Origin of the sequence: Moorena sp. SIOASIH (genome assembly GCF_010671925.1) — a bacterium.
GTDB lineage: Bacteria > Cyanobacteriota > Cyanobacteriia > Cyanobacteriales > Coleofasciculaceae > Moorena.
Genome location: NZ_JAAHIH010000003.1, coordinates 129,864 through 153,574, shown reverse-complemented (window position 1 = coordinate 153,574; position 23,711 = coordinate 129,864). Strand labels below are relative to the sequence as shown.

Sequence of the window (23,711 nt, the reverse complement as noted above, 5' to 3'; positions counted from 1 at the left end):
AGATTCTAGTTCAGTTCACGCGCATACCCAGCGGGCTAGTCTCCTTAGGCGTTTAGTTACTTTTTGAGAAGTGCCTTATGAAGTCCGTTGCTTCCCTGTTTCACCTGGTTCCGGCGTGCCCCGCCGTACCGTTCTTTTCTCAAAATGCGATTCTGCTGGGTTCACACACCAACGTTTAATTGATGATTGGGTTTTTAGCGATGCAGCGCGGTCTTGGGGAGGCAGCGCGGTCTTGGGGGTTCCCCCCATGAGCGACTGCCGTGGTTTCCCCCACTCGCTATTGCATCAAGAAAGGAGGATTTTCCCTACCCTCCGGGCATTTCTACTTTAAGGTCAAGCAGTGGCGGGTCTCTGACCCGGTTGCGCCTCGGATTCTCAGCCTGTACCCATATCTTCATATTACTCTAGCGCGAGGGTATTGTCAACCTTTTGCCAAAAATATTTCAAGGCGACTAAAGTGGCTGCGAGCCTACATCCCCGGTTTAAAAACACGGGGTTTTGGCTTGTGAGAATTTCCATAAAAAAAAGGTAATCAGAGTTCCCAAATTTAAAAAAACTATACTAGAGATACTAGGGAAATTTACATAGACCTAAAGTATAGCATTGATAGTATCCCATGGATACATAGTATGTTGTCCGGTCCGCTGATGTCCGACATCTCCGACCTTTCTGTTTGATAAAGCTATTATCTTTGAGCGCAACAACTAAGTATTATAAAACATAATTATGGCTCCCTTACCCACCATCATGAAAGCTGTTGAGCAGCTAGGCTACCGCGTCACTGTTGGGGATGTTGCTGCCCAAGTGGGTTTAAACATCCATCAAGCCGAGCAAGGTTTACTTGTCCTGGCCTCGGAAGTAGGTGGACATTTACAAGTAGCAGAGTCAGGGGATATTGCTTATCTGTTTCCCAAAAACTTTCGCGCTATTCTCCGCAACAAGTTCTTAAAGCTACGGTTGCAAGCATGGTGGGAAAAGGTTTGGGGTGTTCTATTTTACCTGATTCGGATTTCTTTCGGGATTTTCCTAGTGCTTTCGATTGTGTTGATGATTGTTGCGATCGCATTTATTGTTCTGAGCCTCAAAGCTGGCAGTGACAATGATTCTAACGGAGGAGGAAGTAGTCGTTCTGGTGGTGGTGGCGGTGGAATCGTGTTTTTGCCTCGTTTCTGGATTGGACCGGATCTGTTTTGGTGGTTCGACCCATCTTACTCCCACAGTAATTCTCGCTCGAGACGGCAAACTTCCCGTTCTGGCCGAGAAGACAGTGAGATGAATTTTTTAGAGGCTGTTTTCTCCTTTCTGTTTGGTGATGGCAATCCCAATAGTAATTTAGAAGAACGTCGCTGGCAAACCATTGGTGCTGTAATTCGTAATTCCGGAGGGGCTGTGGCAGCGGAACAGATTGCTCCCTATCTTGATGACCTTGGAGAAATCTACCAGCGGGAGTCTGAAGACTATATGTTACCCGTGCTAATTCGATTCGACGGACGCCCGGAAGTTAGCCCATCAGGGGATATTGTCTATCACTTCCCCAAATTGCAGACAACTGCTGCCAAACAGAATCAACAACCGGTGCCAGCTTATCTCCGTGCCAAGTTGTGGCAGTTTTCTCAGGCAAGCAGTAACCAGATTATGCTGGCGATTGGGTTAGGGAGTGTAAACTTCGTTTTAGCATTAGTCCTGGGTTCTCTGTTGCAGGGGGGTGAGATTGCTGCACAGCTAGGGGGGTTTGTGGTATTTGTGGAGCTAATTTACCCTCTGTTATTGGCTTATGGAGTGGGTTTCTTGGCTATACCATTGCTTCGATATTTCTGGGTTCAGCGGAAAAAGAAGCAGATTGAAGCTCAGAATCGAGAACGGCAGGAAAATGCGATCGCACTTAATCAGGCTGATCAGGCTTTACAGAACAAGATTGCCTATGCGGAACAGTTTGCCGCTGAAAATGTGATTCGGGAAGACAATTTAGTTTATAGCAGTGAGAAGGATTTATTGGATCAGGATTTAGAACGGAAAGACCAAATTGATGCGGAGTGGGAACGGCGCTTAGAGTTGGGGTCTACTCAGAATCTTGATTAACTAATTACGTAAGTATATAGCGGTCAGCGGTCAGCGGTCAGCGGTCAGTGGTCAGCGGTCAGTGGTCAGCGGTCAGTGGAACAGGCTTCGACGCTGTGACGTAACTCAGATTAAACTTTTGCTTACCTGTTTGATTTAAAAGCACCTCAAGTAACACCATCTGTATCCCATAAACTGATAGCAGGGCTGTTTCATTCTAAATTGCCATATTTTATGCATTGACGAGGATAGGTCGTTTCAGCCTTCGATAATTCAGGTATGCGATGGCTGAAAGCCTGTAAACTCGTTACCTAGATCCAGAATGAAATAACCCTGAAACTGATAGCTGATAGCTGATAGCTGATAGCTGATAGCTGATAGCTGATAGCTGATAGCTGATAGCTGATAGCTGATACAGGAATTAATATATCAGTAATTACCGGGAGATGATCCGAACCAAGATCAGGGCCAGTTCTCATCTTGATCACCTTAACATCTCGACTGACTAAACAGTGGTCTACAGGAATAGCTAACCAAGGGTTGGCTGGTGAAAATTTTGATAAAGTTGGTAGAACCCCAAACCCAGCACGAGCGTCACGCAATCCGGAACGTTCGATTAGACTTTTATAGTAGGGTGACCACATCGTAACGTTTAAATCACCAATTAGCACCACTGGTTTTTCAATTTTTCTGATATAATCCCCAATCTCCTCTTCTAAATCTTGATTGCGCCACTGCCAACGTTGCTTTTCCAAATCCTCTTGGTTTCCAAAATCCTCTTGGTTTCCAAAATCCTCTTGCTTCCCAAAATACTCTGGCTTCCCAAAATAAAATTTTGGATAGGCGTGAGTAACAATGACTGAAGCGTCTGCTCCAGCAATCCTTAAATCTAATTTGACCAGACCACGAAATTTTCCGTATTCCAGAATTTCTGATTCTTGTAATGGTAAACGACTGTATACTTCCATCTGAAGTTCTGGAATACTGATACTATAGGGTAAAACCTCCCTTAAATCTTCTAATTGTTTAGGCCAAGGGTCTTTGGCTTCTAAAAAAGCGGCAATGGTCGGCTTTTCTTCTTTAACCAAGGCAATAGCATCAGCATACTGCGTATTGGAAAACAAGACATTGAACAGAAACAGACGCATGGGTTCACCGGAAGCGCCAAAGCTTAGTTTAGGAATATACCAAGGAATGATTTCTGTCAAGTTAATCAATAAGCAAAATAACGTAACTATCAACCAAACTTTGCGGCGAGTTAGAGCAAAATATATTAATGGTAATGCCCCTAATACCAGATATTGATGTTTAAAATTAGTAGTGAAATCTAAGTATATGTTATCTCTAAAAAAATAGCTAGTTACGGAGAGTAATGTAATAAGAATATTTAATATAATGAATAAAGATAAAATCCAGTTGTTTAATACCTTAGCCAATGGATTAGAAGTCGAGTTAGTCATAAATTAGATAGCAGTTTTAAATAGGGTGAGTTTTTTAGGTAACAGGGAGCAGGGAGTAGGGAGCAGGGAGCAAGGAGCAGAATTTTAAGATTGTTTACTAATTGGAAAATAGGCAATTTAAAGCAACAGCAGCTTACTTCAAGTTAGCCCTTATCAATACTCCCTACTCCCTACTCCCTACTCCCTACTCCCTACTCCCTACTCCCTACTCCCTTCTAAAACCAATAACAACAGTACCTCACCCTATCGATAACTGCTAGATCAATCAATCTGGGCTAGTTTAGCACTAGAGTAATAGTGACTCAAAATTTGTAGGTAATTCGATCCCCGACGGGCTAAGTTGTAGGCTCCCCACTGACTTAACCCCAATCCGTGACCATAACCGCGACCGTTGAATTGGAAACCATTTTCGGTTTTAGACACCGTAAACAGCCGACTTTTCAGAGCTAGGATTTTGCGTAATTCCTTACCCTTAATCGTCTTGGTACTGCTACTCCCTTCTACTTGAAGAGTGATCACCCTGCCTCGGGGTGTCCTCTCCACTGGGGTCATGGCGATGATATTACCTACACCAGGAATCTTCTGGCTCAGTTGACTAGCAGAAAAAGTTTTTGTCCACTGGTAGACTGGTGTGCCCTGATCGTAATCAGGTACACCCTGTAGGTAAGGAATGGGTTCACTCCACCAAATATCTTCTACATTTTCTGTATGTCCTCCAGACGCAGCATGGAAAACAGCGAGAATCACTTTATTACCATAAGTCATTATCTGTCCAGCTGTGGCATTAACCGCCTGATGAGTGCTGACTGTTTCGCTATTTAGACCCTTGTAAACTTGCCAACGCTGGGTATCTCCTACATCATAGATATCACTCTTGGATTTGCTCCGTTGATGGAGCACATAAGAACGAGCTGCTACTGCTTGGGCTTTCAAGGCTTCTATAGGCCAACTGGGACTCATTTCTGCGCCAATGACACTATAGAGATAGTGTTCTAAATCAACATGGTTGACCGCTGTTAACTTCTTGTCAGAACTAACCAGTCGAGTGCGCCCCCGATACCAGCGATCGCCAATCCAAACATAACCATTGTCTTTCGGTTCAATCCAGAGGGATTTCCCTTGCCACTGACCTAACTTAATTCCACTACCGTTAGTTTCCGCAGTCATACCCGCCATTGCGTTTAAGTTTCCCACGGCTTGACCTGTCCCATCTCGGACAATGGCTGTGGTGGAACTCCCCAAGGTTACCTGTTTGACTCCCTGCTCAACCGCTACTCGCAGTTCTATCGCTGCCTGAACTGGTGCGATTAGAACCATCCACAATAAAAAAGAGAGCCACCAATGACGCCCTCCTAGAACAATGATTGACTTGAGCATAGCTACAATAAAGATGGGAAAGCCTTTTGATGCCATATTCACTAATTACTGATTACTTATACGAAGAGGAATCTTCTTGTCCTGATTAACAGGGATTCGATCTTACTCTGAGTTGTTCCAATTAGATTTCTGTTGTTGACCACCCACGGGCAAGATGCCCGTTCCACCCACCGGCAAGATGCCCGTTCCACCCACCGGCAAGATGCCCGTTCCACACCACGGGCAAGATGCTCGTAACACACCACGGGCAAGATGCCCGTTCCACTCACCGGCTTAAACAACTAATCGTTGATTTTACTTTATTAAGAGAAAAGCCTAATACTTACTTGCTGTAATACTTTCAACCCTCGTAGGGAACCTCGAATTAGTCTGGTAGCTGCTATTGGTTGCTTTACCATACCGATGGCAAAGGGCAAAGGTTTCAGTGACCCATCAGCACTAATAGCTGGGGTGAGGTCTGGGATATTGTAATAGCTATCATCACTAATTACTCTTACCATTGCTACAGCAAATCCTTTGGGATTAAGTACCGATAGGGTAGCAAATCCTTCCATATCCACTACATCAGCATGGTAGCTCTGACCGAGTTGACGCTTTTCTAAGCTCGACCAAATTATGCGATCGCTACTCAATCCCCTCACTAAATTAGCCTTGTTGCCTAGTTGCTGGTGAACTAAGCTAGTCAGTTGGCTACAGCACTGTTGCACCAGTGGTTGAGGTCTATCTTGGTTTCGGTCGATAACAACACAATCGTTATAAACAACAATATCACCAACGGAATAGTTAGGAGATAAGCTGCCACACAATCCCATTAGCACTACTTTAGGTAGGGAGTGCTGGGGCAAATTTGTTGTAGTTTGTAACCATGTTTCTAGATACTTAGTTACAGGCTCTTCTCCTATCGGAATAGATAGAATCAGAGGTAATGGACGACCAGTAATCTGGTTGATTCCTCGACAAATTGCTTGATATTCTGCTCCTTGGGGAACAAGAATGATCGTGACCGGAATAGTTACTTGGGAAAGGTTCATACTTTAGGAAAGGGAATAGGGAATAGGGAATAGGGGATTAATTCTGTGTAGGTGCTTATATGAATTTAAATAAATCAAAAAGGCCAACAATTTGGGTAACAGCTCTAGTTAGTTTGATCTCAGTAGGACTAATTACGCCCCTGCCCACTGTGGGACAAACTACCATTGCCCAACAACAGGAATCAGCACAAGAACAACTAGCCAAAGCTAAGCAACTGAATCAGCAAGTTATTGATCTTAATGAGCAAGGGAAATATTCGGAAGCGATTCCCCTCGCCCAGGACGCTTTGAGGATTCGACAGCAAGTGCTGGGGGAGGAACACCTAGATATAGCTACCAGCCTCAATCATCTGGCGGAACTCTATCGTGAAATGGGAAAGTACCAACAGGCGGAACCCTTATATATCGAAGGGTTGGAGATGAGGAGACGGTTGCTGGGGGATGAACACCCTGATCTGGCAGAAAGCCTCCATGATCTGGCGGGACTCTACTCTTCAATGGGAAGATACCAACAGGCAGAACCCTTGTTAAACCAAGCCTTGGAGATGAGGAGACGCTTGCTGGGTAACGAACACCTTGATGTGGCAGAAAGCCTCAATAATCTGGCGGGACTCTACTTTTCCATGGGAAGGTACCAACAGGCGGAACCCTTGTTAACCCAAGCCTTGGACATGAGGAGACGGTTGCTGGGGAAGGAACACCCTGATCTGGCAGAAAGCCTCAATAATCTGGCGGGACTCTACTTTTCCATGGGAAGGTACCAACAGGCGGAACCCTTGTTAACCCAAGCCTTGGACATGAGGAGACGGTTGCTAGGGGATGAACACCCTGATCTGGCATTAAGCCTCCATGATCTGGCGGGACTCTACTTTTCCATGGGAAGGTACCAACAGGCGGAACCCTTGTTAACCCAAGCCTTGGAGATGTATAAACGGTTGCTGGGGAACCAACACCCATCTGTGGCAACCAGCCTCAATAATCTGGCGGGACTCTACTTTTCCATGGGAAGGTACCAACAGGCGGAACCCTTGTATATCCAAGCCTTGGAGATGAGGAGACGGTTGCTGGGGAACCAACACCCTGATGTGGCAACCAGCCTCAATAATCTGGCGGGACTCTATCGTACAATGGGAAGGTACCAACAGGCGGAACCCTTGTTAACTCAAGCCTTGGAGATGAACAGACGGTTGCTGGGGAACCAACACCCTGATGTGGCAGCCAGCCTCAATAATCTGGCGGCACTCTACTTTTCCATGGGAAGGTACCAACAGGCGGAACCCTTGTATATCCAAGCCTTGGACATGAGAAGACGGTTGCTGGGGAACCAACACCCATTTGTGGCAGCCAGCCTGAATAATCTGGCGGAACTCTATCGATCCATGGGAAGGTACGAGCAGGCGGAACCCTTGTATATCCAAGCCTTGGACATGAGAAGACGGTTGCTGGGGAACCAACACCCATCTGTGGCAACCAGCCTCAATAATCTGGCTTTACTCTACGATTCTATGGGAAGGTACCAACAGGCGGAACCCTTGTATACCGAAGCCTTGGCGATGTGGAGACGGTTGCTGGGGAACCAACACCCTGATGTGGCAGCCAGCCTCAATAATCTGGCGGCACTCTACGAATCCATGGGAAGGTACCAACAGGCGGAACCCTTGTTAACCCAAGCCTTGGAGATGAGGAGACGGTTACTGGGGGACGAACACCCTGATCTGGCACAAAGCCTCAATAATCTGGCGGGACTCTACAAATCCATGGGAAGGTACCAACAGGCGGAATCCTTGTTAACCCAAGCTTTGGAGATGTGGAGACGGTTGCTGGGGGACGAACACCCAAATGTTGCAAAAAGTCTCAATAATCTGGCTGTACTCTACCAATTAATGGGAAGGTACCAACAGGCGGAACCCTTGTATATCCAAGCCTTGGAGATGAGGAGACGGTTGCTGGGGCAGGAACACCCAAATGTGGCACAAAGCCTCAATAATCTGGCGGCACTCTACCAATCCATGGGAAGGTACCAACAGGCGGAACCCTTGTATACCGAAGCCTTGGAGATGAACAGAAGGTTACTGGGGGATGAACACCCTGATGTGGCATTAAGCCTGAATAATCTGGCTTTCCTCTACCAATCCATGGGAAGGTACTCAGAAGCAGAACCCTTGTTAACCCAAGCCCTGGAGATGAACAGACGGTTGCTGGGGAACGAACATCCTTCTGTGGTAAATAACCTCAATAATCTAGCTTATTTACATCATAGTCAAGGAAACATTGAGCAAGCCCTAGAGTTTCTTGAAGCAGGATTAGACATCCAAGAACTCAATCTAGAACGTAATCTCGTCTCTGGTGCTGAAAAGCAAAAACGAGAGTACATGAAAACTATCTCTGGCACAAGGGATAGAGCCATTTCTCTACACCTAAACTCAGCTCCCGATAATGAAAGAGCAGCTGGTCTAGCGTTAACAACTATCCTACGTCGCAAAGGTCGTTTACTTGATTTCTTGACCCATAGTCAGCAACTGTTGCGTCAACGCTTAGATTCCCAAAGCCAAGAATTACTAGACCGACTAAACAATACTCGCACCCAACTCGCTACCCTCACCTACAACCGACCGGATAAGCTTCCCCTTGAAGAATATCGTAATCAGCTCAATGAACTAAGGAATCAGGAACAGGAACTAGTCGTAAAAATTAGTCGGCGCAGTCGTGAATTTGCCCAAATCAATCAACCAGTCACCATCGAAACCATTCAACAACTGATTCCATTGGATACGGCACTGGTAGAATTTGTAGAATACAAACCCTTCAATCCCAAAAAGAGTAGCTGGGGTAATCCCCGTTATGCCGCCTATGTACTCCGTTCTAAAGGCGCACCCCAAGGCATTGATTTAGGGGAAGTAGATGCTTTGAAACCTCTGTGGGAGATACTTGAATTATCCCTTCAAACCGTATATCTTCCCACCCCTAAGGTAAAAGAAGCAGCCCGCAAGGTGGATGAGAAGCTGATGGCGAAAGTTCGTCCTTTGTTGGGAAATAGCCGCAGGATTTTATTGTCTCCAGACGGCTACCTCAACCTCATCCCTTTTGAAGCTTTAGTAGATCAAGACAACCGGTATTTAGTAGAAAGCTATGGTTTTACCTACCTCACCTCCGGTAGGGATTTACTGAGATTATCCAATCCCAATCGCAAGCTTACCCAACCAGTGCTTTTGGGAGCACCAGATTTTGAGAATTCGGCTCAAACTACTGCCCTTGGGGAAGAAAACCAGATAGTAGCAACCCGCAGCTTACGTGACTTTAATCCTTCCGAGTGGGGCTTATCCCCTTTACCGGGTGCTCTTGAGGAAGTGAATGCGATCGCAAAGATGCTGGGTGTGGAGCCGTTGTTGGGTGCTCAGGCTAATGAAGCAGCATTGAAACAAGTTACTCGTCCCAGAATACTACATATTGCTACCCATGGTTTTTTCAAAGAAATACCTGATTCGGAAGAGTTTACTTCAGGGGATAATGCCTTACTTAGCTCATGGTTAGCATTAGCAGGAATTAACAACAACAAGCCAGATAATGATCTAGAAGATGGCATCTTCACAGCCTTAGAAGCAACCGGATTAAATTTATCAGGTACAAAGCTGGTGGTGTTATCAGCCTGTAATACTGGCTTAGGCAATATCAGTGCTGGGGAGGGAATATATGGCTTGCGTCGAGCGTTGGTAATTGCCGGGTCAGAAAGCCAAGTCATTAGTTTGTGGAACGTGAATGATGAGGCTACGAAATATTTAATGGTGTCTTATTATCAAGGATTGCAGGATAACCAAGGGCGTTCTGAAGCTTTGCGAAGGATTCAGTTGCAAATGCTAGCAAGTCCAGAGTATAACCATCCCATTTATTGGGCGAGTTTTATTCCTTCTGGTAATTGGCGCTCTATGGGTGAGGAGTAGGGAATCGGGAATCGGGAGTCGGGAGTCGGGAGTCGGGAGTCGGGAGTCGGGAGTCGGGAGTCGGGCATGTTGGTGGAACCGGCATGTTGGTGGAACCGGCATGTTGGTGGAACCGGCATCTTGCCCGTATCCTGCCACAACCTGACAACCCTCTAACTTTCAACCCTCTAACTTTCAACCCTCTAACTTTCAACCTTCAAGCCTCTAACTTTCAACCTTCAACCTTCAACCTTCAACCTTCAACCAAATAACCTTCAACCAAATAACCTTCAACCAAATAACCTTCAACCAAATAACCTTCAACCAAATAACCTTCAACCAAATAACCTTCAACCTTCAACCAAATAACCTTCAACCAAATAACCTTCAACCTTCAACTATTCCCGGTCAACCCTAGGATTCTTCACCCATAAGATCACCTATATCAAAAACAATCACGAATTCAGCATCCGGCATCAGCCTTTTCAGAGCTTGCATATGCCCCTCGGCATTGGAACGGTTGCGGTAACGACCAACAACAACCCGTTGCATCTTGGGCAACAGCCGAACGATTGCCCACGGATGTAGGCGATTGGCATAAGTCATAATAAATCATGTCTCCTTTCATAGGGGGTTCAAAGCCAGCCTGGTAACCTTGGGAAATCTTGAGGCTGGCTTTTGTTATGGAACATTGCTAGTGTTCATAACGTGATTTTATTATAACACAAAAATAAACTTATATTATAACATGTTTTTAGAATTTTTGTTACAAAGTTTTTAGGGAGCAGGGAATCGGGAGTCGGGAGTCGGGAATCGGAAATCGGGAGTCGGGAAGAACGGGAAATGGGGAGAATTATCCCAGCGGCGATGAATGCTTACAAGATTTAATCAACTAAATCAGAATTATTGTTAATACAAAAAACTGTAATTATTGTTACTATAATTAGTGTATTGAGGCAGTCGTTGCTTGAGTAAAAAATCAATAATATATATAAATTAATTAATAATGAGTTAATTGATTAAGCCGTTTTGTATTTAAAATGTCTATTATTAAAATTAACTAAAAAAAGTTAACCTAGTCACATTTTGCCTATTGCCTATTGGCTATTGCCTATTGGCTATTGCCTATTGCCTTGCTAAAAAACATGTTCCATGGGTTTTAGCTTACCCATTACCAACCCCTGACCAAATAAATGCTCCCCGGCATGATAATATTAATAAAAATACTGGTATTGTTGTGTTGAAATCCTTGACTCTATCTGTTTTTGCGATCGCTACGAGCCAAGGAGGTCTAGATATTCTACTGAACCCCTTTGAGCTTTATACCTTACCCCTCCAGCAGTGGATTACTGCTGCAGTGAATTTCCTGGTTGACAATTTTCGTCCTTTCTTTCAAGGGATTAGTCTACCCATTAGCGTCACCCTGGAGAGTATAGAATGGCTGTTGCTATCGATTCCTCCATTAATTTTGCTGATTCTGATTGCCTTGATAGCATGGCAACTGGCTGGTGGCAGAATTGCCATTTATAGCGTTGCTGCTTTGAGCTTGATTGGCTTTTGCGGAGCCTGGAACCAAGCCATGGTATCTCTTTCCCTAGTAGTGACCGCTGTAGTGTTTTGCATGGTGATAGGCATCACCACCGGTATTGCCTGTGCTAGTAGCGATCGCATTGAGAAAGTGCTGCGACCCCTGCTCGATGCCATGCAAACCCTACCGTCCTTCGTATATCTTGTCCCAGTAGTGATGTTGTTTGGCATTGGTGCAGTGCCTGGAGTAATGGCAACCTGTGTCTTTGCCATACCGCCGCTGATTCGCTTGACTAACCTAGGGATTCGGCAAGTGTCCACAGAAGTTGTCGAAGCTGCGATCGCATTTGGCTCAACCCCGACACAAATGTTATTCGAAGTCCAAATTCCCCTAGCCATGCCAACCATTCTGGCTGGAGTCAACCAAGCCATCCTCTTAGCCTTATCCATGTCAGTAGTAACCTCCATGATTGGTGTAGGAGGACTTGGACAGATGGTATTGCAAGGACTAGGTCGGGTGAATGTGGGATTAGCTGCTGTGGGAGGATTGAGCATCGTTCTAATCGCAGTAATGCTGGATCGGATCACTCAGATAGTCAGTCAAGGCAACAACCAAATCCCTTGGTTGAAACGAGGACCAATTGGTTTGGTGCGGTCTTCATCAACAGGTGAAAAAGTGACTTGGGCTACTGTTGCAGCAACCATTTTACTGGCACTCCTGGGTTTTATGACTTGGCAACAACCCTCCCACGTAACCACAGACTCTAATCTAGCCATGCCTGGTAAAGGGGTGAGCGTACAATCCGTCTATAGTAGCTTGCAAGAAGAACAATTCCAAACCGAGATTGTAAACATCGGTCTGGAAAAACTTGGTTACACTATCAAAGAGCCAAAACAAATTGAATACGTCACCGCGCACCTGGCTTTAGGAAACGGCGACCTCGATTACACTGCTGTCCATTGGGATATCGGTCATAGACCCTTTTTTGAAAAAAGTGGTGGTGAACAGAAGTTAGAACGACTCGGAGTAATCACCTCTAACCTCTTGCAAGGTTATCAGATTGATAAAAAAACTGCTGATAAATACAACATCACTAACCTTGAGCAACTCAAAGACCCAAAAATCGCTAAACTCTTTGACTCAGATGGGGATGGTAAAGCCAATTTGATTGGCTGTAATTCCGGTTGGTTTTGTGAAATTATGATTCAGCATCACATTAAAGCTTACGGACTCCAAGACACCGTTGAGCAAGACCAAGGAACCTACTCCGCCTTAATTGTAGATGCCATTACTCGCTACAACCAAGGACAACCAATCCTCTACTACACCTGGACTCCCATGTGGATGGCAGCAGTGTTAAAACCAGATCAAGATGTAGTCTGGCTAGAAGTTCCCTTCACTGATCTACCAGAATCACAGAAAGATTTGACTGCAAAAGATACCTCGGTAAATGGGAAAAATCTGGGATTTGCCATCGATCGGATCCGAATCGTAGCTAATAAGAAATTTGTGTCTGCTAACCCAGCCGCCAAGCGCTTGTTTGAATTGATTCATATTCCTGTTGAGGATATCAATGCCCAAAATGAATTACTCAACAACGGTGAAGATAGCTCAAAAGATATCCGTCGCCATGCCGAAGAATGGATTGAAAACCATCAAGACCTGTTTGATAGCTGGGTCGAAGAAGCTAGAAACATTTAATAAGCAGTCAGCTGTCAGCTGTCAGCCATCAGCTTTCAGCTGTCAGTAAATTTTGCCTAGGGTGCGTTAGGGGTGGGCTCGCCCTGATTTTCTACCTCTTCGCCACCATTGAAATAGCCCACCCCGTAACGCACCACCGGATAAAACCGTAAAAATGAGATGCACCCGTAGGTTACGGTAATCGGTCTGGTTGAACCCGTTGATAACCTACCAACCCAACTCAATAGTGGTGGGTTATCAGCATATCGGCAAAAACGGAAATATTCTGATGCGATCGCTTTTTTAGTAAGCTCATTCAAATTGTCTATTTTTGAGTCAGCCGCAAAAACTCTAAAATCCTATCTCCTGCTCCGTTTAACTATTCCGTTGTGAATCTGGTCGAGATTTAGCTCCCATCTCGCTACGCGCACTATCTAAAATTATCTCAATTTAAACTTAGCTCATAGGGTGTTTGTAAATAAATATTAACAATAGTTGACAAACACCCTATGAGCTTATTTTTGAGATTATAATAGTGATATCGGAAGAGTAAAGGAAATCCACTGATGAACAAGTCCGTTTGTACTACTGAAGCCGCCTCTCTCTTAGGAATTTCTTCTCGACGCTTGCGCCAACTCCTCAATGATGGTCGCGTCCGGGGTGCTTATAAAAGCGGGAAATTCTGGATTATTCCCCTGTTCAACCATCTGCCCCAAATCATAGAAAAGAAGCGTGGACCAAAGGGCAAATGGCGTACTAGTCGTCCTCCCGCTCTGGCCAAAATCAATGTCAACCGCAATCGCATTGGCAGCAACAATCACAAAAGTCCCGAAGAGCGTCAGCCAGTAATTTCAGTAAAACGAAGCGGCAACAATCTATACGGCAATCAAGTTGAAATCCTCGGTCCTTGTCGGATTGTCTATCAGCCAGATAAGCCATTGGGTTGTGGCGCTCGTCTGTGGATCGAAACCTTCAGTGATATTCACTTCATTGGCGGCAGTTTTCCCGCCACCGCCTAATGCTCACAACCAAAATTAAATCACAGCGTTTCTCGCTGTTATGAGGTACAGTGATTCCCTATCTTGATGCAACCCATCGCTATTCCCGATTCCCGATTCCCGATTCCCGATTCCCTTTGCGATTAAATCATAGCGTTTCTCGCAGTTATGAGGTACAGTCTTTTGTGACCTTGATTCCCTGTCTTGATGCAACCCATCGCTATTCTCGATTCCCTCTTTCCGATTCTCTGTTCCCGATTCCCGATTCCCGATTCCCGATTCCCGATTCCCGATTGATTCCCTTTGCTATACTGAACAGGAGCAAAAGGATACTTCCGACTAATCCCAGATGGGATGGAGAGATAAAAAACGCGCTATTAGAAAAAATAATTAAATTAACACCAATCGATATCGGAATAGAAGTGCTCAGTAATCCTAGAGCAAATTCCGTATCAAATGTCGGGTGAGTACGCCGATGTTTTTCTTGGTCGAGCATATTAATCTGGGAAGCGTACAGCAACGGCCACAAACTGCATCCGCTTTGGGGTAAAACTACAGCTATTAGCTTTTCTGCCAATGTATCTGGTTTAAACAAAATCAGTACTCCTGCACTAAACCAGAACCCTGCTGCTGAGCGAACCAGTAAAATTAGTAAAATTTTCCGTAATTGTAAGGTTTTCGGCTTCAGAGAAATCCCTACAAAAAAGAGAATCAGGGGAGTAGTGCAAGCAGCTAACCGTTGCAGGGCCTGCAACACTATTTCTGGGATAAGTGTTTTACCTAGATTTAATGCTCCTATCGACAAACCCAGTAACAACGCCAAATTTGCTGGTTCTTGGATCAGAGTCAGTCCAATAGTTTTGAATTTGCTGAGATTGATGTGGGAAGTATCAACAGTTCGTTGGTGTAGATACATCCCTAAAGCATAAAGACCGATTAGCACAAAACATTTATTCCCTACATCCACCAACCCAGCTAGAGCTAGTCCTTGCTCTCCTAAAAATTCCTGAGTAAACGGATAAACTGTTAAGCCAGGAGCTAAAGACGCAAACATCAATATCAACGAGCGGGCTTTAGCTTTTTCTTTGCTAGGAATCACCAAACCTGTCAATAACCATCCAATTCCTAACAAGAAGACATTGATAGCAAGTCCGAAAGCCGGTAGAGAGAGTAAACCTTGACTTATATCAATTTTGATCGTGGATAGGAATAGAGCCGCAGGAAGTAAGGCATTGATAATTAACGTTTTAATGGCACCAACTGCTACAGGTTTTTGAAATTTCCCTTTCAGGGCATAACCAATAGCAATGAAAAGCACGAGCGGGATGACTTTCTCAATCGCCAAAGCCCTTAACCTTTACTGGATTGAACAGTGTTTTGACGTAGCAGTACCAATTCTCGATGCAAATCATCGTAAAATCCCTGACGAGCTCTAACGGCCATTGCCACGCCCTGCCATACTTGCCAAAGGGTTTGGGGAGAATTAGCGATTTGCTCAATCACATCTAAGATTTCCTCAGCATGGTCTTGATCACAGTGGCAGTGAACGGCAAAGAATTCTTGTCCTTTGGTGGAAATACCCAGTTTTTTCAGACCTGCTAAAATCAGTTGGTTTTCATAGGGTAGGATAGATTCCGTGAAAGCCAGTATCCCCAATCCAAAGGCAGCGGGGTATTGGAAGCAAGCAGTTGTGTAAATTTGCAGGTAGCGTTGGGTTCCTGGTAATAATTCTTGTGATGACTTAGGTAGAGGTATCGGCTGACCTGGTGCGATCGCGTAGCGTGACAGTAGGTCAATCGCTGATAATTCTTCAAATAACTGCTGCCACATTTGAGGATGGGGTTTGCTATGGCCAGGTTTCCCCGATAATCCGTGTTCTTCATACAGATTCTTTAATAAAGGGATTCGGGTTTGGGGTGTAGGTAGCTTAGAAGCAACAGCAGTGAGCCAATTGGGGAAACACCAACTGATCAGATAACGCTGCTTGAGCCAAGTTTCTAGATTACGACTTACGCTAGTTTCCGTGATTAGAGAGGATAATCGGGGATGATCAGCAACTAAGACTCCTAATTTTTGATCAGTAGTGGGTAAATCCTCTAGGTGAGTGTGCCTTAAGGGTAGATTTTGGAAATTCAGCAACCAGGGATGCTGGAGTAGAGCATGATTTCGGGCATAATGGGGAATTTGCTGGGGAGAACCCAGACTTTGGATGGTAGCGATGGAAAAGGTGTTGGGTGATTGGGCTTGGGTGGGTCTATCAAACTCCTGGGGGACCTGTAGAGTCCGCATATATTCTAGAAAGTCTTGCATGACCTAATTTCAGTAGTAATAGTGTTTTTACAGTTTTCTACAATGAAAGCTTAGGCCCAACAGGATGAAGTTAGCAGATCAAGGAGCAGTGGGAAGATTTCATGGCGGTCAAGTCAAATCAACGGTTTTACTATTCCGATAACGGCGTTGCTGATTCTGAGTATGGTTTCGCCCCCTTCTCGGAGATCCCCCATTATCCCCCTTAAAAAAAGGGGGACTTTGAATATGGCTCCCCCCTTTTTTTAAGGGGGGCTGGGGGGGATCCAAATCTGGCGGAAAACTTTGACAACACGCCCTAGGGAGTGTCTTCAAGCCTCGGAGATCCCCCATTATCCCCCTTAAAAAAGGACTTTGAATATGGCTCCCCCCTTTGTTTAAGGGGGGCTGGGGGGGATCATAATCTTGGGGAAAACTTTGACAACACGTCCTAGGGAGTGTCTTCAAGCCTCGGAGATCCCCCATTATCCCCCTTAAAAAAGGGGGACTTTGAATATGGCTCCCCCCTTTGTTTAAGGGGGGCTGGGGGGGATCATAATCTTGGGGAAAACTTTGACAACACGCCCTAGCCGCCGAAGAAGCAATTGCTTGGGGGACCAACGGGGGCTTTAATAACCAGATGTCCGCAATTCAGCAACGCCTTATAAGCACACTGGTTTACACCGATTACTTCACAATGCAGCATTCTGTTTCCCCTGTTTGCCTTGTCCTTCTTATCGTTCCCCTTTTTGGTACTTACCTAGTCAATATCTCTTACGCACTTACGCACAATTGCTTAGCAAACCTTACCAAACACTATAAATAGAGGTGGGCTAGGTTTTGTCCACCCTACAGGTAGCGTTAAATTGAGGGATTTGCGTAAGTCCTATTTTAAGAAGCGTTTATCGGAGCCCACAAATTCCTTACTATAACCAATCCTAATTCAAACCTTGCTGATTTATCCGTTGCTGGTGGGCAGTGCTTAGTAGGACTATAGCTTGCGGATCATAGCTTGCTGATGCACTGCCCACCCATCATCGGCTAAAACTCCCTAAAACCTAAAACCTAAAACCTAAAAATTTGTACCTCACATGTGGTAGAATTGCGCTTATGTCTACCCTCATCGAAAAAATTGCCTCAGACGAGGTGATAGATACAGCCTATCAATGGCTGTGCAAAAAACGCGCACATTATCATCATAATGCCGATGTCTGGCAGGTCAGACGATGGTGGCATGAGAAAAAACCGCTTATACAAGCGCAAATACGTTCGGGAAAGTATCAATTTCGGGAATTGCGCTTAATTCGAGGTGAGGAGCAGTCCTATGAATGGTGGTCGTCTTTGGATGCGTTGGTGTTGAAGGCGATGACTTTAGTATTAACTGCACACTTGAAACCCGTCCTTTCCCCGCGATGTTTTCATTTAGCTGGCCATGGTGGCTTGAAGGGGGCGGTGCGAGAGGTGGCTGAGAACGATTCGTTACATACCTTTGTCTTTCGCACTGATGTTAAACGCTATTACGCCAGTATCAATCATTCTATTTTGATGGATATTGTGGGGAACTATGTAAGTGATGAAGCGGTTAAATGTTTGTTGTGGGGTTCTTTGCGTCGCTTTGTTTCTGATGGCGGTGACTACTTTGATATTTCTAAGGGCATCTCCTTGGGATGCCCTCTTTCTCCACTAATTGGAGCGTTATTCCTGAAACCATTGGATCACCGGATGGCTCAGCTTGGTTGTTTCATTGTCAGATACATGGACGATTGGGTTATTCTGGCACCGACCCGCTGGAAGTTGCGCAAGGCCATCAAAGCCACTAACGAGGTGATGCATGAGTTAAAGGTTATCAAACATCCCGAGAAGGTGCGGCTCGTTCTAGCTAGGAGCCTCCAGCGACTGGAGGGGTATGAGCTAGGGGACTCGCGAGGTTAAAAACACCTCAAAGTTCTAACTGTCTTTCGGATGGTGGTGAAAACCCACCCCTTGAAGAGACAAGTGACTCCCTATCTTGGCCACACCGAGCGAGCGGCAACTCCGCAGAGTGAAGCTGGCACCAGGGCGCAATCAGAACCGAAGCAGATAGGTATCACTGGCGCTAACGGGGAGGTGACATGGGTAAAACTAGTCCTAGAAAAGTGTCTAAGGATGAAGCCACAATCTGGAATGAAAAATGTGCGACTTGACCCTCTCATTCTCACAGCGTTATCTTTTCGATAGCTGTAATCTCTGAGAAGGGGGTAGGCAAATTGGACTGCCCTAAATCACCAAAACAATCTGATAGATGGAACGAGTAAAAACGACAGCAAATATGGGTCTGAGGTGTAGTCGAGCCTCGGTAAGTTATGCCAAACTCAATCCCCACTGTCGGGTAGGATGCCATCATTAAACTGGTGGCGGGTATCCAGAGTACACAAAACTGATGAAGAGCACGGGTAGACACATGTCAAATAGATATAGTGACCTCTGGAAAAGTCAAAAGTGGAAGCAACTCCGCCGGAACCTTTTCCGCCTACAAAAGCGAGTGTATAAAGCAGTTCGAGATGGTGACCTGAGAAAGGCGCGGTCTTTACAAAAACTAATTCTGAAATCCCGCTCAGCACAAATGCTGGCAATCCGTCAAGTGACACAGCTAAATCTTGGAAAAAGAACCGCAGGAGTAGACGGAAAATCATCCTTATCCTACAAAGAACGGTTCGAGGTACTTAAAAAACTAGTATCCAGTGCGGAAAACTGGACGCACCAAGGCTTAAGGGCAATACCCATAGCCAAGAAAAATGGGGGTACGAGAATGTTGAAAGTACCGACAATCCAAGACAGAGCGTGGCAATGTCTAGCCAAGTATGCTCTCGAACCAGCCCATGAGGCCACATTCAGTGCCGACAGCTACGGATTCAGGACAGGCCGAAGTGCCCAAGACGCACAAAAGCGCCTGTTCCTACACCTAAAATCAAACAGCAACGGCATTAAAAAGAGGGTAATCGAACTAGACATCAAGAAATGCTTTGACCGCATCTCCCATAGCTCCATTATGGATAGATTGCTAGCACCTGCGGGTCTGAAGATGGGGATATTCAGATGTCTAAAAGCAGGCATCAATCCGGAATTCCCGGAGCAAGGCACGCCCCAAGGTGGGGTGGTTAGTCCACTCTTAGCCAATATTGCGCTTGACGGAATAGAAAACATCCACCCCAGCATCCGATACGCGGATGACATGGTGTTTATTCTTAAGCCTAGAGACAACGCTGAGAAGATTTTAGATAAAGTGAGAAACTTCCTAGCCCAAAGGGGCTTAGAGGTAAATCAAGAAAAGACCAAGCTGACCAAAACGACAGACGGATTTGACTTCCTCGGCTGGCATATGAGAGTCCAGAAAAACGGAAAATTCCGATGTATTCCCTCAGTGGAAAACCATCGGAACATCCGAAAGAAGATTAAAGCCGTGGTCAACAACTCGAACTATGGCGCTGAAGTAAAAGCCCAAAAATTAGCTCCAATCGTGCGCGGATGGAGGAATTACCATAAAAGCTGCGACATGAGCAGTTCCCGAGATAGTTTATGGTTCATGAATAAAACCACAAACCGTAAATTCCGAAAGGAAAAGAAAGTAAACCGGTATAGAGCCAATGAACTATGTAAGAAAGGCTTCCCAGCAGTAGGGTATGAACAAAATCAACACGTAAACGTTAAAGGGACTAAGTCCCCCTACGATGGAGACCTAGTCTATTGGAGTTTGAGGAACTCCATATTATACGACGATGCTACCTCTAAAGCTTTGAAAAAGCAAAACCATTCCTGTGGACATTGCGGACATAGGTTCCTAAGCGACGAATATGTACATCTTCATCACATCGATGGAAACCACGACAATTGGAAGCAAAAGAACCTAATGGCAGTACATCAAAGCTGCCACCAAGAAATCCACTGGAGCCTGCCGTTAGGCAAGCCGAAAGGTTGAGGATACTCAGGAGCTGGATGAGGCGAAAGTTTCACGTCCAGTTCTGAAGCGGAGGTGCCCTGGATAATACCAGGCATCGACCGTAACACCATTATCGGTCGCATCGCCAGTGGCTTTGATTTTTTGGGCTATTGGTTTTCGACCTCGGGTTTAGGAATCGCGAGGAAGACCGTGGAACGGATGGTGGAAAATGTGGCTCGGCTTTATGAGCGTGGTGCGCCCATTGAGCGCATTGAGGCATATTTTCTACGCTGGTGGCGATGGGTGAAAGGTGGGATATCTGCGCAATTGCTGAGCGTCTTTCAATCAACTGTAACCCAACTGGAAATGGGTTTGACTAGACCCCATGGTTCAAGGGTAGGGGGTCTAGGTGAGCTCAACTATGATTTATTTCACGGCGATCGGTGTAGACTTCCTTACTCTTATATTGCGCATTCACGCTTATAATCCCTTTGGTGTTGGGGGGTTTTTTGATTGAGTATTAGTAGTCGGGGATTCGGATGGTGGCCGGGGGGTTTTCCGTTGTGTACCTATTTTTTCGGGTTTTTTAATTTACCATGAGCAACATCCTCCTCCTTGCTTTTATTCCTACATCTAACACCTTCTCTAAAAATCACTTCTATCAATATGATAGCCACCCTCATATTTCACCGACTGTATCGTTTCCTGAATCAACCAGATTTTATACGCAACATTTTCTCAAACTGGTAGCTGCTTTGATAAATTTGAATTAAGGTCTTGTATTATCACATCGGCCCCCTCATATACATGCATACCGCCTATTGTGTCGGGAACATACATTTCCATACAGGGCGATTTCTCATCTGGGTAGTCTATCACCTCTATTGATTCTCCTGGTGATAAATACTCATGCTCGCAACTGTTATACGCATATAAGTCACAGACCATGTACTCATTGGCCATTGCACCATAGCCCGGTATGGCTACTGCCCAGATCATCACCACCACTATTACCGTCTTAATAAAGTGCCTGATCAGTTGGCTTAGGTTCATACTTTACTCCAAAGAAATCAAAATGTAATTTTTGCGTTACCGCACCCGGATTTCGGGATTTCCCTTGCCATTGTATCTTATTATTGGACCACACCCTGTGCACAAAGTCCAAGGGGAATATTTTTTTATATACATTCGATGGCACACGCCGCCTATAATAGCCGCTATTACAGAGGAAGCGTATACATGATATATTGCGTAAATAAATATCAGTTCTATCTCTTATCCCCTCGGCCATTCTTTATATGATGCGTTTACCCTGACTATCCCACATTTTGACGGCTATTAGTTGACATCCTGCTTTCTGTTTCCACAGTTTGCATTCCCGTTGTTCAAGTATCCCTAGTAGCTACTTTCCTTTTGTATCTCTCTTACGCACTTACCTATAATTTATGCTGTGTTGGCCAAACCACACTCGATTACTAGATTGAGCGCACGCTGTGCTCCCCTACTGGTATAATTACACTCATAGTCATGTGTCGCTGAATGATGAGGAGATGAAAGCAGAGAATTCCTTAGTAAACCGGCATTCCACATCTGATGGTATCAAGCTACCACATATCGGGATAGAGATTGAAGCAGACATTCCTTGTGATCTTTGTTGGTTCGCAAAAGCATTTCCGTCGGCGACATTAATGATCTGCTCACTTCCTTATTCTTGACCCTTGTGGGAATCGACCCAAAAATGTACCAGGCACCATTTTCCAGGCTTTTGCGCTCAACACTAGAACTCCCGTCGTTGAGTATCACGTAATATTTGATTTGGCATGATTGATACTGTGGTGGTGCAGTAGTTTTATGAGGGTTAACCACAGGCTGCGCGCGGCAAGGGTGCGGCAATAGAAACCGGTCATTGAGCTGGCTGTGACTTGTTTTGAATTGCTTGCTTTGCTCTAGAGCCAATTTGATTCTGTACAGCGAGTTGCTTTCTTTTAGCTTCCACTTGAACTTGTTGCTGCCTCGCTTCATTGATGATGCCATTCAACTTCTGACGCCAATGTGCTGGCAAATTGCTGTTCGGAGCATAGTTCAACACATCATCCCACCGACAAAGTTCTTCGGCTTGTTGAATCATATAAAACTTACGTTCAAAGGATTCCCATTCGTTATGCCATTGGTCAATTCAGGTTTGGGCACCATTGAAAGCAGCTCTACTAGGGAGAACCTCTTGTGCGATTGACCGTAGGTCACGCTACGCGATCGCAATTGCACCCTTGATATTTCCTGCCTGATTGTTTTCCACTGCTCAAGCCAACTTTACTGAGCCATTCATGAAGCCTATTGCTGATATCTGGCAGGTCTTACGTTGGTGGCATTAGAACAAACCGCAGATACAAGGGCAAATTCGTTCGGGACACTATCAATGGGCGGGAATCCCTCGGAAGACAGTGGAACGTATGGTTGAAAATGTGGCTCGGCATTACGAGCGCTTGTGCGCCCGATGAGCGCATTTAGGCATATTCATACCGCAGGTGGCGATGGGTGAAAGGTGGGATATCTGCGAAATTGCTCAGTGTCTTTCTATCAAGTTTTACCCAACGGGTGATGGGGTTAACCAGACCCCCAGGTTCAAGGGAAGGGGGTCTGGGTGAGCTCAATGGTTGTTACGAGAGCACTTTCTTTCTAATCATCATACCGATCCAAATCCTTTTCATAATTATATTGGTCGGTGATTTACCAACCCAGCTGGTTGCTATCTCAATGGTCGCCCTTAAACCACCTATACATCTACTATTACTGGTCGGTTGCTTTTTTGAGCTTTCATCCAAACCCGCACCATGGCCTCATTTTCTATTTTGTGGTATAATATTTTATTTCTCCCTCGCGTACCTCGACCACGGCGCTGTTATCTGCGGGGATGTTAAACTTCATTGTTGTGTTCTTTATCTCGATCGTTTCATAATCACTTCCACTATTAAGTGATAGATCAAAACTTCCCGTTTTGTCAGTTGCTAAGAAAAGGTCATAGGGTTCTGTACCGAAATAATTTATGAAAAACATTTCATCGTCTTTGCTTAATTCCCCCGAACAGCTTTCATATTGAACACTACACGACTCCGTTAATGCCATGGCAGGGGAGGCAAACAAACCCATACCCAGCAACACTACCATCATGATGTTGACAAGTTTTTTCGCCATTTCGTTTTTTCCTATCTTTTTTTTCCTGTGCAGTAATTACTTTATCATCGAATCACTGGTTTTTTGATAACCCATGGATTGTTTTTACTCACTAACTCCACCGCTACCGTCTGCTATACAGGTCATTCCTGCGGATAAGTAGGTTTGCACTGGTTAAATGTTGCACATATATGTCAATTCACTAAATTCCCTTTCCCATAGATTGGGTAAGGGTTCATCGGTTATGGGCATCAAGCATCATCTCATTCAAAGGGTGCTTGTTTCCGAT

The 23,711-nt window shown here is 45.1% G+C and carries 21 protein-coding genes; 8 read left to right on the top strand and 13 right to left on the bottom strand.

Translation table 11 applies throughout. From position 1 onward, the window contains the following. Nucleotides 1-726 precede the first annotated feature (726 nt). Nucleotides 727-2,079, top strand: a complete 1,353-nt coding sequence (locus tag F6J90_RS15775) for a hypothetical protein (protein WP_293095260.1) — start codon at nt 727-729, stop codon at nt 2,077-2,079. 290 nt (nt 2,080-2,369) lie between these two features. Here the strand turns inward: F6J90_RS15775 and F6J90_RS15770 are convergent, their stop codons facing one another. Continuing rightward, nucleotides 2,370-3,266 (bottom strand): endonuclease/exonuclease/phosphatase family protein, encoded by an 897-nt coding sequence (locus tag F6J90_RS15770; protein ID WP_293095258.1) that lies wholly within the window; start codon nt 3,264-3,266, stop codon nt 2,370-2,372. 353 nt (nt 3,267-3,619) lie between these two features. Between F6J90_RS15770 and F6J90_RS15765 the strand changes: the two genes are divergently transcribed. Then, on the top strand, nt 3,620-3,778 hold the full coding sequence (locus F6J90_RS15765; protein WP_293095256.1) for a hypothetical protein: 159 nt from the start codon (nt 3,620-3,622) through the stop codon (nt 3,776-3,778). Between the two features lies 1 nt (nt 3,779). Here the strand turns inward: F6J90_RS15765 and F6J90_RS15760 are convergent, their stop codons facing one another. The 3 genes from F6J90_RS15760 to F6J90_RS15750 are packed head-to-tail and all read right to left on the bottom strand — an operon-like array spanning nt 3,780 to nt 5,926. Further along, nucleotides 3,780-4,931, bottom strand: a complete 1,152-nt coding sequence (locus F6J90_RS15760; protein WP_293095254.1) for a SpoIID/LytB domain-containing protein — start codon at nt 4,929-4,931, stop codon at nt 3,780-3,782. A gap of 20 nt (nt 4,932-4,951) precedes the next feature. Then, complete coding sequence (locus F6J90_RS15755) at nt 4,952-5,176, bottom strand: hypothetical protein (protein ID WP_293095251.1); 225 nt, start codon at nt 5,174-5,176, stop codon at nt 4,952-4,954. A gap of 21 nt (nt 5,177-5,197) precedes the next feature. Next, nucleotides 5,198-5,926 carry a phosphorylase gene (locus F6J90_RS15750; RefSeq protein ID WP_293095249.1) on the bottom strand — a complete coding sequence of 243 codons (729 nt, stop codon included), beginning with the start codon at nt 5,924-5,926 and terminating at the stop codon, nt 5,198-5,200. A 59-nt stretch (nt 5,927-5,985) separates the two neighbouring features. On the opposite strand from F6J90_RS15750, the gene F6J90_RS15745 reads away from it, so the two are divergent. Then, nucleotides 5,986-9,864: a tetratricopeptide repeat protein gene (locus F6J90_RS15745; RefSeq protein ID WP_293095246.1), complete on the top strand. Its 3,879-nt coding sequence runs from the start codon at nt 5,986-5,988 to the stop codon at nt 9,862-9,864. Here F6J90_RS15745 and F6J90_RS15740 read toward each other — a convergent pair. Genes F6J90_RS15740 through F6J90_RS15730 form a run of 3 tightly spaced genes read right to left on the bottom strand, consistent with a single transcriptional unit; the run spans nt 9,848 to nt 10,449 of the window. After that, on the bottom strand, nt 9,848-10,057 hold the full coding sequence (locus F6J90_RS15740; RefSeq protein WP_293095244.1) for a hypothetical protein: 210 nt from the start codon (nt 10,055-10,057) through the stop codon (nt 9,848-9,850). The genes F6J90_RS15745 and F6J90_RS15740 overlap by 17 nt on opposite strands. 39 nt (nt 10,058-10,096) lie before the next feature. After that, nucleotides 10,097-10,234, bottom strand: a complete 138-nt coding sequence (locus F6J90_RS15735; protein WP_293095242.1) for a hypothetical protein — start codon at nt 10,232-10,234, stop codon at nt 10,097-10,099. A 23-nt stretch (nt 10,235-10,257) separates the two neighbouring features. After that, entirely contained in the window at nt 10,258-10,449 is a 192-nt protein-coding gene (locus F6J90_RS15730; protein ID WP_293095240.1) for a hypothetical protein, read from the bottom strand. Between the two features lie 487 nt (nt 10,450-10,936). Between F6J90_RS15730 and proX the strand changes: the two genes are divergently transcribed. Further along, nucleotides 10,937-13,072, top strand: coding sequence for a glycine betaine/L-proline ABC transporter substrate-binding protein ProX (proX, locus tag F6J90_RS15725; protein WP_293095237.1), 2,136 nt, complete (start codon nt 10,937-10,939; stop codon nt 13,070-13,072). Nucleotides 13,073-13,128: 56 nt separating this feature from the next. On the opposite strand, the gene F6J90_RS15720 is transcribed toward proX, so the two are convergent. Further along, the gene (locus F6J90_RS15720) at nt 13,129-13,371 is read right to left on the bottom strand and encodes a hypothetical protein (RefSeq protein ID WP_293095235.1); all 243 of its coding nucleotides are present in this window, start codon (nt 13,369-13,371) and stop codon (nt 13,129-13,131) included. 246 nt (nt 13,372-13,617) lie between these two features. On the opposite strand from F6J90_RS15720, the gene F6J90_RS15715 reads away from it, so the two are divergent. Then, a complete protein-coding gene (locus F6J90_RS15715) occupies nt 13,618-14,070 on the top strand; it encodes a helix-turn-helix domain-containing protein (RefSeq protein WP_293095232.1) in 453 nt (150 codons plus the stop codon). A gap of 199 nt (nt 14,071-14,269) precedes the next feature. Here the strand turns inward: F6J90_RS15715 and F6J90_RS15710 are convergent, their stop codons facing one another. Further along, nucleotides 14,270-15,394: an AEC family transporter gene (locus tag F6J90_RS15710; RefSeq protein WP_366513767.1), complete on the bottom strand. Its 1,125-nt coding sequence runs from the start codon at nt 15,392-15,394 to the stop codon at nt 14,270-14,272. Between the two features lie 5 nt (nt 15,395-15,399). Then, complete coding sequence (locus F6J90_RS15705; RefSeq protein WP_293095226.1) at nt 15,400-16,359, bottom strand: iron-containing redox enzyme family protein; 960 nt, start codon at nt 16,357-16,359, stop codon at nt 15,400-15,402. A 1,086-nt stretch (nt 16,360-17,445) separates the two neighbouring features. Between F6J90_RS15705 and F6J90_RS15700 the strand changes: the two genes are divergently transcribed. The 3 genes from F6J90_RS15700 to F6J90_RS15690 all read left to right on the top strand — a co-directional run bounded on the left by F6J90_RS15700 (nt 17,446) and on the right by F6J90_RS15690 (nt 20,737). After that, entirely contained in the window at nt 17,446-18,267 is an 822-nt protein-coding gene (locus F6J90_RS15700; protein ID WP_293095223.1) for a reverse transcriptase domain-containing protein, read from the top strand. Nucleotides 18,268-18,775: 508 nt separating this feature from the next. Continuing rightward, on the top strand, nt 18,776-20,290 hold the full coding sequence (locus tag F6J90_RS15695) for a reverse transcriptase domain-containing protein (protein WP_293090920.1): 1,515 nt from the start codon (nt 18,776-18,778) through the stop codon (nt 20,288-20,290). A 54-nt stretch (nt 20,291-20,344) separates the two neighbouring features. Then, on the top strand, nt 20,345-20,737 hold the full coding sequence (locus F6J90_RS15690; RefSeq protein ID WP_293095220.1) for a hypothetical protein: 393 nt from the start codon (nt 20,345-20,347) through the stop codon (nt 20,735-20,737). Nucleotides 20,738-20,989: 252 nt separating this feature from the next. Here the strand turns inward: F6J90_RS15690 and F6J90_RS15685 are convergent, their stop codons facing one another. The 3 genes from F6J90_RS15685 to F6J90_RS15675 form a co-directional block, all read right to left on the bottom strand. Next, on the bottom strand, nt 20,990-21,304 hold the full coding sequence (locus F6J90_RS15685; protein ID WP_293095217.1) for a hypothetical protein: 315 nt from the start codon (nt 21,302-21,304) through the stop codon (nt 20,990-20,992). Nucleotides 21,305-22,154: 850 nt separating this feature from the next. Beyond that, nucleotides 22,155-22,379 (bottom strand): hypothetical protein, encoded by a 225-nt coding sequence (locus tag F6J90_RS15680; RefSeq protein WP_293095214.1) that lies wholly within the window; start codon nt 22,377-22,379, stop codon nt 22,155-22,157. A gap of 716 nt (nt 22,380-23,095) precedes the next feature. Beyond that, complete coding sequence (locus F6J90_RS15675; RefSeq protein WP_293095211.1) at nt 23,096-23,443, bottom strand: hypothetical protein; 348 nt, start codon at nt 23,441-23,443, stop codon at nt 23,096-23,098. Between the last annotated feature and the right edge of the window lie 268 nt (nt 23,444-23,711).